At 63.3% G+C, this 13,042-nt stretch carries 10 protein-coding genes and 1 tRNA gene; 9 read left to right on the forward strand and 2 right to left on the reverse strand.

Annotated features, from left to right (window positions below):
• A partial coding sequence (locus tag IC232_RS32050; protein WP_210335283.1) for a hypothetical protein occupies positions 1–310 on the forward strand: 310 nt, incomplete at its 5' end.
• Positions 311–811: 501 nt separating this feature from the next.
• Positions 812–3,475, forward strand: a complete 2,664-nt coding sequence (locus IC232_RS07705) for a DNA translocase FtsK (protein WP_246812100.1) — start codon at positions 812–814, stop codon at positions 3,473–3,475.
• Between the two features lie 78 nt (positions 3,476–3,553).
• Here the strand turns inward: IC232_RS07705 and IC232_RS07710 are convergent, their stop codons facing one another.
• On the reverse strand, positions 3,554–3,961 hold the full coding sequence (locus IC232_RS07710) for a DUF1236 domain-containing protein (protein WP_190844357.1): 408 nt from the start codon (positions 3,959–3,961) through the stop codon (positions 3,554–3,556).
• Positions 3,962–4,136: 175 nt separating this feature from the next.
• On the opposite strand from IC232_RS07710, the gene IC232_RS07715 reads away from it, so the two are divergent.
• From IC232_RS07715 to IC232_RS07745, 7 genes are all read left to right on the forward strand, one after another.
• Complete coding sequence (locus IC232_RS07715; RefSeq protein ID WP_190844358.1) at positions 4,137–4,895, forward strand: SDR family oxidoreductase; 759 nt, start codon at positions 4,137–4,139, stop codon at positions 4,893–4,895.
• 206 nt (positions 4,896–5,101) lie between these two features.
• Positions 5,102–7,990 (forward strand): penicillin-binding protein 1A, encoded by a 2,889-nt coding sequence (locus IC232_RS07720; RefSeq protein WP_190844359.1) that lies wholly within the window; start codon positions 5,102–5,104, stop codon positions 7,988–7,990.
• Positions 7,990–9,030 (forward strand): hypothetical protein, encoded by a 1,041-nt coding sequence (locus IC232_RS07725; protein WP_190844360.1) that lies wholly within the window; start codon positions 7,990–7,992, stop codon positions 9,028–9,030. The genes IC232_RS07720 and IC232_RS07725 overlap by 1 nt, the downstream gene beginning before the upstream one ends.
• Positions 9,031–9,509: 479 nt before the next feature.
• On the forward strand, positions 9,510–9,905 hold the full coding sequence (locus tag IC232_RS07730) for a VOC family protein (RefSeq protein WP_190844361.1): 396 nt from the start codon (positions 9,510–9,512) through the stop codon (positions 9,903–9,905).
• A gap of 42 nt (positions 9,906–9,947) precedes the next feature.
• The gene (locus IC232_RS07735; protein WP_190844362.1) at positions 9,948–10,451 is read left to right on the forward strand and encodes a peptide deformylase; all 504 of its coding nucleotides are present in this window, start codon (positions 9,948–9,950) and stop codon (positions 10,449–10,451) included.
• 27 nt (positions 10,452–10,478) lie between these two features.
• Positions 10,479–10,703 (forward strand): hypothetical protein, encoded by a 225-nt coding sequence (locus tag IC232_RS07740; protein ID WP_312895125.1) that lies wholly within the window; start codon positions 10,479–10,481, stop codon positions 10,701–10,703.
• 130 nt (positions 10,704–10,833) lie between these two features.
• A tRNA-Asp gene (locus tag IC232_RS07745) sits at positions 10,834–10,910 on the forward strand.
• A 149-nt stretch (positions 10,911–11,059) separates the two neighbouring features.
• Here the strand turns inward: IC232_RS07745 and IC232_RS07750 are convergent.
• The gene (locus IC232_RS07750) at positions 11,060–13,027 is read right to left on the reverse strand and encodes a PhoX family protein (RefSeq protein ID WP_190844363.1); all 1,968 of its coding nucleotides are present in this window, start codon (positions 13,025–13,027) and stop codon (positions 11,060–11,062) included.
• Between the last annotated feature and the right edge of the window lie 15 nt (positions 13,028–13,042).

A 13,042-nucleotide genomic window follows, 5' to 3' on the forward strand; every position in this document is an offset into this window, starting at 1 on the left:
ACAGCAGCTCGTAAAAGCTGCCCGCAAGGACACCGCCGCCTACGCTTCTCTTCCCCTCTCAACAATGTCAAAGAGCAAAATTCCCCGCCACAAAAGACGAAGAACAGAACCTCACACATCCCACCCGCTTAACGCGCCAAGATCAGGAGGCCCCGTCAGGCCAGCCACCACAGTGGCCGCCGTCGATGAACCCTATCTAGTCAATGCCCGGCCCGGTGTCAACAGCATTCAACAAGAATTTGCAAGCTCCCGTCGAAACAAAACTGCCGCTGCACAAGCAAAGGCACAGCATTGCCGTTCGCAGAAATGAGATCATTTCCGCATTGACCTTGCTGCCAGGCCATAAACCCGCAGCCCATGCCGGACAAGAACCACCAGAGGAGCCAAACCAGACAGGTTCAACCACCGTCGAACCGCCAGAGCTCTTGGACACGCCCAAAGGACAACCCTCCAGGCCGCCCGCACAGCAAAGGAGAGCCGAAGCTCACGCCCCAGCCCACACCAAACCCGCCATGCAGGGAAAAAGAACGCCCTCAGACCCAAACAGCCCAAAGGAAGCGCCGATATAAACATACCCAGACTTTTTGCAAGCCCCTATGTGGGAGGCCCAGCAAAGGCAGGAGAAACAAGGAACACCAGCTCCAGATATATGGGAATGGGGGAGCTGGCATTGAAGAGTGGGGCTGGGGACAAGTGCAGCTCCGGGCAGCTCGTGCCGCCCTCCTAAGGCTCTTTTTACCTTTGGTAGGCGTAATCAGGGGGACCTCTCTTCCCCGGACTGATCCGCTCAGTCCCAACACCAAAACAGACAATGCACTTCAACCGACGGCCTCCATCTTCCGCCGCCCATGGCTATGGCTCTCTCGCGCAGGACCAGGATTACAAGACCGAGCTGGACAACCACGAACCGGGCGCCTCCGGTGGCTTGGTGCCAAGAGGCCACACGGGTCATCGCGCTGGCGAAGTTTCCTCCGGTGGAACCCGTGTGCAGACGAATGCCGGTCCCGTGAGCAGCCCGTCCAGCGCACGGGCTCCTAGCACCATTGCGCCAAAAGCCGGACAGGGCAGGGGGGCGAATGGTGCTCCGCGCGGAGAGGTGTGGGAGCAGTCCTTCTCCATGTCGCCGGAGGTTCGGTTCACGCGCACGCCCGAACGCGTTCTGAAGGAACGCCGGATGAAAGGGGCTTCCCACCCGTTCGATGATGCTGTCGAGGAACAGGCAAGACAGATTGCTGCCGCTCGCCTGGATGATCCGGCACCGGCCGTCCAGGAGCGGCTGCAGGCCCTCCGCAGCAAGGCTGCTTCCCAGCAAACCGGCGCCGACAATCCCCGCATCTTCAATCGGGCTCCTGCGCCGGAGCACAGGCCGATCACACGCGCTGCAACTCCCGTCCGGACGGTGGAAGCTCCACCTCGGCGTCCGGCAGTTGCCGAGCCAGCGCATCCGCAGAAGGCTGAGCAGCCGGCCCGGCCCGCCAAGAGCAGCCCTGTCGTGCCCGTGCCCTATGAACTTCAGACGGTTCAGCAATCCTACAGCTTCATGTGGCAGCCGGGGACTTATCTTCTGGACCCCTCGCTCCAGCCTGTTTCCGCCGCGCCCTTACAAGCAAAGCGGGAGGAGGATCCTCAGCCTGCCAGGAAAGTCGCGCCACCGGTCAAAGCTGCGCCGCTCGTGCGGGCTGTCGCGCCTGCGCCCTCCAAGGTTCCGCTGACGGCTCAGCCAGAGACTGCCCCATGGGATGATGAGGAGGATTATGTCGAAGAGGCCCTTAGCGATGACGTCTTCGATGACGAGGACATCATTGAGGAGGCGCCGCGCCGCGCAGCTGTTGTGACCCAGCCGCGCGTGAGCCACGTGCCGGCGGCTCCGGTTCCGGCCAACGACAGCTTTCGCCGTGACAACTACGCGTCGGTTTCGGTCGGCGTCACGGCGCCGGCCAGAGCTTCCTTCGACTACGAACTGCCGGCACTCGACCTTCTGGCCGAACCCAAGATTTGGAACAGCGCGGAAGTGCCTGTGGAGGTGCTGCAGGAGAATGCCGCCACCCTCGAGAACGTGCTCTGGGACTTCAACGTCAAGGGCGAGATCATCAACGTTCGTCCCGGCCCCGTGGTCACATTGTATGAGTTGGAGCCTGCGCCTGGGACGAAGTCGTCTCGCGTGATCTCTTTGGCTGACGACATCGCCCGCTCCATGAGCGCGGTGTCGGCCCGTGTGGCGGTGGTGCAGGGCCGCAATGCCATCGGCATCGAGCTGCCCAACCACAAGCGCGAGACCGTGTTCCTGCGCGAGCTCCTCGCCTCCCAGGACTTCGAGAGCACCAAGCAGAAGCTCGCGCTCTGCCTCGGCAAGACCATCGGGGGCGAGCCGGTCATCGCCGATCTTGCCCGCATGCCGCACCTGCTGGTGGCCGGCACCACCGGCTCGGGCAAGTCGGTGGCGATCAACACCATGATCCTGTCGCTGGTCTACCGCCTCACGCCGGCCGAGTGCCGGCTGATCATGGTCGACCCCAAGATGCTGGAGCTGTCCGTCTACGACGGCATCCCGCACCTGCTCACCCCTGTTGTGACCGACCCCAAGAAGGCCGTGGTGGCGCTGAAATGGGCCGTGCGCGAGATGGAGGACCGCTACCGCAAGATGTCCAAGCTCGGCGTGCGCAACATCGACGGCTTCAACGCCCGCGTGGTGGAGGCGAAAGCGCGCGGCGAGACCATCACCCGCACGGTGCAGACCGGCTTCGACCGGGAGACCGGCGAGGCGGTGTACGAGGACGAGGTGATGGAGCTCGATGCGCTGCCGTACATCGTGGTGATCGTCGACGAGATGGCGGATCTCATGATGGTGGCCGGCAAGGAGATCGAGGGCGCGATCCAGCGCCTGGCCCAGATGGCCAGGGCTGCCGGCATTCACGTGATCCTGGCCACGCAGCGGCCGTCTGTGGACGTGATCACCGGCACGATCAAGGCGAACTTCCCGACCCGGATCTCGTTCCAGGTCACGTCGAAGATCGACAGCCGCACCATCCTGGGCGAGATGGGCGCCGAGCAGCTCTTAGGCCAGGGCGACATGCTGTACATGGCGGGCGGCGGGCGGATTACGCGCGTGCACGGGCCGTTCTGCTCGGACGAGGAGGTGGAGAAGGTGGTGGCGCACCTCAAGCGCCAGGGGCGGCCGCAGTATCTGGAGGCGGTCACCGCCGACGAGGACGAGGCTGCGGGAGCAGGCGCGGACACACCGGTGTTCGACCAGGGCGAGTTCGGGGCGCCGGGCGGCGACCTGTACGATCAGGCGGTGGCGGTGGTGCTGCGGGACAAGAAGGCGTCGACGAGCTACATCCAGCGCCGGCTGCAGATCGGCTACAACCGGGCCGCCTCGCTCATGGAGCGCATGGAGCAGGAGGGCATCGTCGGACCCGCAAACCACGCCGGAAAAAGAGAGATTCTGATGACCCACCTGGATATGGATGACTGATCCGTTCAGGAATCGTGTGCACAAAGGAAAAGGCGGCTCTCACGAGCCGCCTTTCTGGTTTCTGAGGATCCTGTCCGATCACTCGATGACCTGGACCACCGTCCGGGTCTGCGGATCGACCAGCACAGTCTGGTCGTTCACGACCGTGTAGCTGTAGTTGGTGCGCAGGCCGACTGTCGGCGGAACGGAATAGAGCCTGACCCGCGGCGGCAGGGGCTGGCCGACCACGACTTCATCCGACACACGGATCGAGGGGCGACGCTCGGCGACCACATAGCTGCGGACGCGGGTCGATTCATCAGCACTGAGGACGCTTCCCGCCGCTGCACCGGCGACGCCGCCGACCACGGCGCCCACCGGACCGCCGACGATGGCGCCTGTGACGGCGCCGCCTGCGGCGCCCGCGGTCGTGCCGCTCTGGCAGGCAGCAAGGGGAAGAGCCAGAAGAGTCAGAACTGCAGCCGAGCTTAGGACATGATTGCGCATGACGGATTCCTTTCCGAGTAGCATCATGCGAACGCAGGAAAGCTTGGCTGGTTCCCTCCGGGAGTGCGTATCGGTTCCCGGGCGAAAGCTGTGTAGTCTTGGCATGCGTCCTTGCCGTTTCCGCTCATGGATGCATCTCTCATGTCAGACGTGGCCGTAGATTGAGGAGGGCATCATGGCGGAACGCTCCAGGACTGCGATTGTGACGGGCGCCGGAACCGGCGTGGGCAGAGCCATCTGTGAAGGGCTTTTGAAGGCCGGCTACATCGTGGTGATGGCAGGACGCCGCCGGGAGGCTCTGGAAGATGCGGCGCGCGGGATTGGGGGAGATGAGAGCTCCGTCCTCATCGTGCCGACCGATGTGACGGATCCTGCCTCCGTCGCGGCGCTCTTCGCCGCCACGAAGCAGGCTTTCGGCAGGCTCGATCTCCTCGTCAACAATGCAGGCATCGGTTCGCCTGCCGTGCCATTGGAGGAGATCCCTTTCGAGCAGTGGCAGACAGTGGTGGCCACGAACCTCACCGGCACGTTCCTCTGCACGCAGGAGGCCTTCCGGATCATGAAGGACCAGAACCCGAGGGGCGGGCGCATCATCAATAACGGCTCGGTCTCGGCCTATGCCCCCCGTCCGCTCTCGGCGCCCTATACGGCGACGAAGCATGCGGTCCTCGGACTGACAAAGTCGACGTCCCTCGACGGCCGTGCCTATGACATCGCCTGCGGCCAGATCGACATCGGCAATGCGGCGACCGACATGACGGCGAGAATGACCGAGGGCGTCCTGCAGCCGAACGGCACCGTGGCGCCGGAGCCCAGGATCGACCCCAAGCACGTGGCCGATGCGGTGGTCTACATGGCCGGCCTGCCGCTCGACGCCAATGTTCTCACCATGACCGTGATGGCGACCAAGATGCCGTTCGTCGGGCGTGGGTGAGACACATTGCCGTGACAGCACCGGCTAGGTCTGGGATGTAAGCTCGGCCGCCCCATTTCCTTATCATGGTCGGTACAAAAGAGCCGCGGTGGTCGGCTTCCATTCATCTGGGCTCGGGCAGGGTTCGTCCCGGCAGCCAGGGCGTGAGCCTCTTGTCCGTGCCGATGATCTTCTCGTGGGGCCAATGATCCGATGATGGCGGCGGAATGAGCGCGATCCTCGTCAAGATTTTCGCAACGGCCCTGACTTTGAGCCAGGTTCTCGTCGATCCGGATACGGTCAAGACGAGCTTCGATCCCGCTCGGGATCAGGGTCAGGTGGCTGAGATCCTCAAGAGCGGCTGCACCCATATGCGCCGGGCCTTCGATATCGAGGACATCAATCTCGACGATCTGATCGCAACCGCCATGGACGACCCGCAAGCCGTCACGGGTGACCTGAAGGTCCTGCAGGGGTTGAGCTTCAACGATCTGCACGCGAGCTACCGCCAGTTCTGCAAGGGCGAGAAGGTCGAGCCCGCGCCGGTCGATCTCGGCGAGGTGATCTCCTATTACAATGCCGCCGTGGCCGGACTGCCCGATGCGGGAAAGCTCAAGGGCTTGAAGTTGCCAGGCGTTAGCGTAGTGCTGGATGGAAGCGGCAGGCGTTTCGCCGAGGTCTTCGAGCCGGACCACCGGCGCATCTGGGTTTCCTTGGCGGATATTCCGCAAAGCGTGCGGCAAGCCTTCGTTTCTGCGGAGGACAAGCGCTTTCACCAGCACCGGGGCATCGACGAGCGCGGCGTTATCCGTGCCTTCATGGGCAACATGGCCAATGCCGGGCGCCCGGCAGGCGGTTCGACCATCACGCAGCAGGTCGCGAAGAACCTGCTTGTGGGTGACGACGTCACCTATGACCGCAAGATGCGCGAGATGATCGTGGCCTCACGCATCGAGCGGGTGCTCAGCAAGGCGGAGATCCTGGAGATCTACCTCAACTCGATCTATCTTGGACGCTCGTCCTGGGGCATCGAGATGGCGGCCCAGAGCTATTTCGGCAAAAGCGCCAAGGCGCTCTCGGTGGCCGAGGGAGCACTTCTCGCCGGACTCGCCAAGGGGCCGAACTACTACAATCCCGACACAAAACCCGAGCGTGCTCAGGAACGGATGGCCTACGTGCTGAGCCGCATGCAGGAAGATGGTTTCCTGAAGGCCGAGCAGGTGCAGCAGGCGGTCGCCTCCCTTCCGGATCGGGCGCCCTACGAGCGCACCAGGCGCACCATGGGCTTTCACTTCGTCGATCACGTCAGCCGCGATGCGCGCACGCTTGCCGGCATCGAGAGCCTCGCAGCCGGAGGCTATACGGTGCGCACGACTATTAACGCGGCCCTGCAGCAGGAGACGGAAGCTGCATTGCAGGAAGGGCTCGCCCGCTATGAGCTGAGCATAGGACGCCAACGCTATCAAGGACCTGAGGCCAACATTGCCGAGGCTATAAAGACGCTCGAAGGCAGCAAGGATCCGGCAGCCACGGCTCCGGCATGGAGGCGTGCCCTGGAGGCGGTGCGCCTGCCGCTCTACGATGTGCGTTGGCCTGCAGCCGTGGTGATCGAAAAAGGCCGTGATCGGAAAACGGGCGCGAACGTCCTGCGGGTGGGGCTTGCAGATGGACGCGTCCTGCCGCTGAACGCCTGGGAGGCGGCCCGTCGGGACCTCAAGCTCTACGATGTCGTGCGTGTCCAACTCATTGAACAGAAGGGCAAGGGTGCGGCTCGGGCCGACCTGAGAACACCGCCCTCGGTGCAGGGTGGCGCCGTCGTAGTGGAGAACAGGACCGGCCGCATCCTCGCCATGACGGGCGGGTTCTCCTATCCCCTGAGCCAGCTCAACCGGGTGACGCAGGCGCACCGCCAGCCGGGTTCCGCCTTCAAGCCGCTGACCTATCTCGCGGCCCTGTCGAAGGGATTGCAGCCCAACACGCTCATCTGGGATGCCCCTGTGACGCTGCCGCCCGTCGGCAGTCAGGCAGGTGACTCCTGGAGCCCGAAGAATTTCGATGGCGGGCGCTCAGGCATCATGACCCTGCGACGGGCTCTCGAGAACTCGAAGAACCTGGTCACGGCCCGTCTTCTCGATGGCGCTATCGAGTCCTCGCCGGCGGATAGCCTCAAGCGGGTTTGCGAACTCGCCATGGAGGCGCAGCTCTATCTGGAATGCACGCCGCATTATCCATTCGTGCTCGGTGCGCAGCCCGTGCGGATGCTCGACCTCGCGGCCTTCTATGCGGCGGTTGCCAATGAGGGCGCCATGCCGGTGCCCCACGCCATCGAGGCCGTGGAGCAGGGTGGTCAAGTCGTCTACGGCCGCAAGGCCCGTCCCCTGGCGCGTCTGGGTTCGGCCGACGCTGCCGCCTTCTACCAGCTGAAAAGCATGCTGCAAGGCGTTCTCGAACGCGGAACGGCCCGTTCCCTGAAGGCGCTTGCTCCTTATGTCGCCGGCAAGACCGGGACGTCGGACAACGAGAACGATGCCTGGTTCGTGGGCTTTACCAACGACGTCACGGTTGCAGTATGGGTCGGGCACGACAACGCCGACAGCAAGCGCCGCACGCTCGGACGCGGCCAGACAGGCGGCAAGGTGGCGGCTCCCATCTTCCAGTCGATCGTTCAGGCCGCCTGGGATCATCATGCGCCGAAGGCACCGCTGAGCCCGCCATCGCCGCAGGCTGCGAAGCAACTCATCGCCATGCCGATCGATCTGAATACCGGCGACCGGCTGACGGATGGGCGCAAAGGCTTCATGGAGCATTTCCGCCTGAACTGGTTCGGGCGGCTCGCCGAGACGCAGTTCCGCCTCGTGCCGCAGTCGGAAGTCTATGCGTTCCGCAACCCGGATCCCTGGAGCGACGGGGAGGACAGGGGCGGTCCCGACTACTATGAGGATGGGCCTTACGCGCAGGGGCCCGGCTGGCTCGAAAACCCGCGCCAGTCTGCCCCTCCCGCACGCCGCCAGGTCGAGCCCGAGCGCGGTTTCCGCTGGTGGTGGGAGGACGAGGCGCCACGCAGACCCAGGCGTGTCGATCCGGATTATCTCTGGCGCAACGGACAGGTTTACTGATGGCATTGCAGGTTTTCGTTGGGCGGTCGCTGATTGCCGCTGCTGCTCTTTTCGTCTCCTTCGCAGGATCGGCGGCCGAGGAGTTCCGGATCGAGGAGGTGCCGTCGGTGACAGCGGTTGCTCCGGCAAAGCTGAAGCCAAGGACGATCGTGTTCAGCGATCAGCGAGACGACAAGCTGACAGACCCCGGATCAGGCCTCATCCGATTCGAGGATTGGGGCCGCGAGCGACCCGTGCAGAAACAGCTTTTGGGGCTCTTTCCGGGTTATGCGGAGCCGACCATCAAGGTTTCCGTGCACGGCATCCCAAAGACCTACACCGAGAAGCTGCACATGTATGTGGTGGAAGCGCGCTTCCTGATCGGCAAGGCGCCGGGTTCCGTTGACCTTGCCCGCTTCTCGCGTCTTGAGACGCTGGAAAAGATCGATCCCTCGATTAAACACCGCCGAATCTCGACAGAGCAGGCAGCGCCGCAGGTGGATCCCTCGATCGCTCACAATCGCCACCCGAACCGTCGCTGGTGCGAAGCTCCGGCAAGCCTGTGCATCGAGTCCCGCTACCCACTTGAGGGCAAGCTGCCGGTCGGCATTCGGCTGGCCAACAAGCTGGAGGAGGGGGGCAAGAAGATCTCGGAGTTCATGGAGTTTCAGACCGAAATCCGTGTGCTGCTTCCGGAGGAGATCGACCGTGCCGACCTAACCAAGCTGACAGCGTTGGAAGCGCCGGTCGCCGGGGTGCTGGAGCAGACGATCTTCAGCGTGAACCAGGTTATGCAGTTCGGAAAGCTTCTCGCCGTTCTTCAGGAGCACCCTGCCGATTCAAACAAAACGGTCGCGACCGTTTTCATGGCGCTCGCGGTCGAGACCGATGTGCTGGAGCGCAAGAAGGAGTTCGAGAATGTTCCGGTCCTGCGCAATCTCATCCCGGCGCAGGTGCTGATGGGGAAGAGCTCGTTCAATTCCGGCAATTCCATCAGTGCCGGCCTTCCCGACTACGTCCGCAACCGTATCAGGGCGATCGCCGACCTGATCGAGCGTTAAGCGGGTTTACAGAGCATCAGACCAGAAAAAGCCCCGTCCACATCAGGCTGAACGGGGCTGCAAGTCTGCGGAGGCGACAAGGGGTTGCGGGGAATGGTGCCTCCGTACCAAACCAAGCATTCATCTTGTTCAATGTTCCTTCCCGTTCCTCGCTTTTGAACCTTGGCGGGCATCAAATTTCCTTGATTGCGCCACGTTTGAGGCTCTGACTGGCTTTGCTGGTCTCCAGGAGCAGGTGTGATGGAACGCCTCAGAGGCGTAACAAGCCTGCCGCTTGGATGTTTGAGCCGGGCAGTCAGCGTTTCTTCCTCCCGAACTTGCCTTCCCCGGCACAGACTGGGGAAGGCTTTTTGCTGAAATGCGGGGAGAGCCTCCGTCCTTCCGTTCCAACCTGTCCGCTGCTATCTCCCGACGACAAGTCAGATCAGGATTGCTTCTGCCAGCGCCGGCGGAGCTGACGAAAGCGGAAAAGGTGTCCCGTGGCCAAAGCCATTCACTCCATGATCAGGGTGCTCGACGAGCAGCGCTCCCTCGCGTTTTATGAGAGAGCTTTCGGCCTCACGGTGGCGGAACGCCTGGCGTTCGAAGGCTTCACGTTGCTCTACCTGCGCAATCCTGAGAGCGAGTTCGAACTCGAACTGACGGTCAACCATGACCGAGCCGAGCCTTATGTGCTGGGCGATGGCTACGGGCATCTCGCACTCTCCGTCACTGATCTTGAAGCCGAGCATGCCCGCTTCGAGACCCTTGGTCTCAGACCGACGTCCCTGAAGGAACTGAAGCTTGACGGCAGGCCTCCAGCGCGGTTCTTCTTCGTGCAGGATCCGGACGGCTACAAAATCGAGGTGCTTCAGCGGGGTGGCCGCTACAAGTAGCTCAGCGTAGATCTTCAGCTTTTGAGTTCCTAAGGATCCTTCTTGGCTATCCGTCCCATCATCCGCTTCCCCGATCCTCGCCTGCACCGGAGGGCGGAAGCCGTTGTCGACATCGACGACGAAGTCCGGGCTCTGGCAAGAGACCTCACAGAGACGATGCATGCCGCACCCGGCATCGGCATCACGGCGCCGCATGTGGGGGTGCTCCGGCGCCTCGTGGTGATCCAGCTGGAGGGCCAGACAGAGCCCCATGTGTCGATTAATCCGGAGATCGTCTGGTCCTCCCCGGAGAGGATCCGGCACGTGGAGGGAAGCGTCTCCATGCCAGGCGTCAACGACGAGGTCGAGCGTTATGCCCGCGTGCGGGTGAGATACAGGGGGCTGGACGACCGGGAGCACGAGGAGGAGGCGGAGGGGCTGATGGCGGTCTGCTTCCAGCACGAGATCGACCAGCTCGACGGCATCTTCTGGATCGATCGTCTGTCGAAATTGAAACGTGACCGCCTGATCAAGCGGTTCGACAAACTGCAGCGTCTTAAGGCATGAAGGCGCTGACAATGGAGTTCTGGAAACGTGGTTGAAGTCTATCGCATCGAATCCGTGGCGTCCGAGGACGCGGGCGGCGGAATCATCCGCCGGATCCTGGTTCGCACCGATTCCGTCGAAAAGGCGAAGGAGAGGGCGCTGAAGGTGTTCTCCCTGGCGCGGCGTCCCCAGTCCCGCGATCCCGAAATCGAATCCGTCCGCGTGCTCGACGGGGCCGGCTACGAGATCTTCTCGATCAGCACGAGGGATTGACGCTCCAAGCGCGGCGTCGTGCCTCCTGGGGATAATCCAAACACCATTTGACAGCGTGCCCGATCACCGGTACGAGCGCGCCTCCATCGCGAGAAACGCTCCTTTCGGGCATGTGATGGATGAGAAATGCGCGGGCGTAGCTCAGTCGGTTAGAGTGCCGGCCTGTCACGCCGGAGGTCGCGGGTTCGAGCCCCGTCGCCCGCGCCACTCTCCTCAGGCTGCAGCAGGCAGCCCTCCTTGCAAAATCGACTGATTATACATGCCGCTTCAAGGAGCCCTGATCTTGCAGCCGCGTGAATGAACAAAGGAGCCGCGAGGGCTCCTTTGCTGTCTCTGCATGATGGTGCTGAACGCTGTCAGGCGATCTTGCCGCCGCCCTGCTTGGTGATCACAAGTACGGAGGGACGAGTTGGCATTGCGTCCTTGAAGTCCGGCCAGCGGGTAGCGGGATTCTCGAAGGTGGACGTGCCCTCGTCGACCTCGCCCGGGTGCTGAACCGCGAGGAAGAGCGACTCGTCGTTGGGCGTGAAGAAGGGACCGCACAGCTCGCCGCCGACCGGCACCCGGAAGAAGTGCTTGGACGTGCCGCGCCGCTCGCCTTCGGTCTCAAGCGCCCAGAGGCCGTCCGCCCGGCCCGTGGCCTTGGCGTTGTTGCCGTCGGTGGAGATCCAGAGTCGGCCCTGGCTGTCGATGGCGCAGTTGTCCGGCATGCCGAACCAGCCGTTCTTGGTGGTCTCCGATGAGAAGGTCGCCCCGACCGCCGCGACGGAAGGATCGCCGCACTTCACGAGAATCTCCCAGGCGAAGGCGGTGGCCGCGTGGTTGCCGCCCTCAGGCATCATCTCGACGATGTGGCCGAACGCGTTGTTGGCGCGCGGGTTGGCCGCATCCACCTGGTCTTCCTTGCGCCGGGTGTTGTTCGTCAGCATGACGTAGACGCGGTTGGTCTGCGGGTTCGCCTCGATGTCCTCGGGACGGTCCATTTTGGTGGCGCCGAGGAGGTCCGCCGCGCGGCGGGTCTCGATCAGCACGTCAGCCTGGCTCCTGAAGCCGTTAGCCTCGGTGAGCGGTCCCTGGCCATGCACCATCGGCAGCCACGTGCCGGTGCCGTCCGGGTTGTACTTCGCCACGTAGAGAATGCCCTCGTCGAGCAAGCCAAAATTGGCGGCGCGGTTCTGCGGGTCGACCTTGCCGGCGGTGACGAACTTGTAGACGTAGTCGAAGCGCTCGTCGTCGCCGAGATAGACCACATAGCGGCCGTCACTGTTTGTGATGCCGGCAGCGCCCTCGTGCTTGGTGCGGCCGAGCGCCGTGCGCTTCTTCGGGATGAAGTTGGGGTCGAAGGGATCGATCTCGACCACCCAGCCGAAGCGGTTCGCCTCGTTGGGCTCCTTGGCGAGGTCGAAACGATCGTGGAACTTGCCCCAGGCGTAGGCTGGCGTGCCGATGCCATAGCGCTTGTAGTTCTTGGCCTCGGGATGATCGTCGGAGAGCTTGCCCCAGAAATAGCCGTTGAAGTTCTCCTCGCAGCTCAGCCACGTGCCCCAGGGCGTCACGCCGCCGGCGCAGTTGTTGATCATGCCGCGCACGCTGCGGCCGCTGGAATCGGCGGAGGTTTTCATGCGGGCATGGCCGGCGGCCGGTCCGGTGATCTCCATGGGGGTGTCGGCGGTGATGCGGCGGTTGTACTTCGAATCCTTCACCACCTGCCACTTGCCGTCGACGCGCCGGATCTCGACGACTGCGCCGCCATGGGCGGCGATCTCGATGGCCACGAGGTCCTGGGTCATCTTGGCGAAATTGGCGTCCTTGGAGTCCTGAACGCCCACGCCCGGGAACATGAGCTCCTCGTTGGTGTATTCATGGTTTGCGACCAGGAGGCCATGATCGGCGGAGCCGTTGAGCGGGATGAAGCCGATGAAGTCGGTGTTGTAGCCGAACTGACGCGCCTGGGCTTCAGCCGTCTGCTTCATGGGGTCGAACTCGGGGGCATCCGGGAAAAGCGGGTCGCCCCAACGCAGGAGCACCTGGGCGTCGTAGCCCTCGGCGACGTGATGCGTATGGTCGACCCCCGCCTCGATTTCCTTGAAGTCGAAGGAGATCGGGTTCGAGGCCTTCTTGGCCGGCTGCTCGTTGGCTGCCAGGGCCCGGTGGCCGACGGTCGCGGAAATGGCCGCCACGGCCAGCGAGCCCCGCAGGAGGTCGCGCCGGTTGAAGCGGGTCGCGATGATCTCGCCCATGGTGAGGTTATGCGTCGGATTTACTCCGACATCGCCTGAGTCTTCCAGTTCGCTGGCGCGAAGGCGGCCCTTGTGCTCGTCCATATCGGTTTCTCCGTC

Origin of the sequence: Microvirga sp., assembly GCF_014699075.1 — a bacterium.
In the GTDB taxonomy this organism is placed as follows: Bacteria; Pseudomonadota; Alphaproteobacteria; order Rhizobiales; family Beijerinckiaceae; genus Microvirga.

Excerpts from the sequence above, each read along its gene's own strand:
- IC232_RS07705 (WP_246812100.1), top strand. The coding sequence starts at position 812 with ATGCACTTCAACCGACGGCCTCCATCTTCCGCCGCCCATGGCTATGGC.
- IC232_RS07710 (WP_190844357.1), bottom strand. The coding sequence starts at position 3,961 with ATGCGCAATCATGTCCTAAGCTCGGCTGCAGTTCTGACTCTTCTGGCT.
- IC232_RS07715 (WP_190844358.1), top strand. The coding sequence starts at position 4,137 with ATGGCGGAACGCTCCAGGACTGCGATTGTGACGGGCGCCGGAACCGGC.
- IC232_RS07720 (WP_190844359.1), top strand. The coding sequence starts at position 5,102 with ATGAGCGCGATCCTCGTCAAGATTTTCGCAACGGCCCTGACTTTGAGC.
- IC232_RS07725 (WP_190844360.1), top strand. The coding sequence starts at position 7,990 with ATGGCATTGCAGGTTTTCGTTGGGCGGTCGCTGATTGCCGCTGCTGCT.
- IC232_RS07750 (WP_190844363.1), bottom strand. The coding sequence starts at position 13,027 with ATGGACGAGCACAAGGGCCGCCTTCGCGCCAGCGAACTGGAAGACTCA.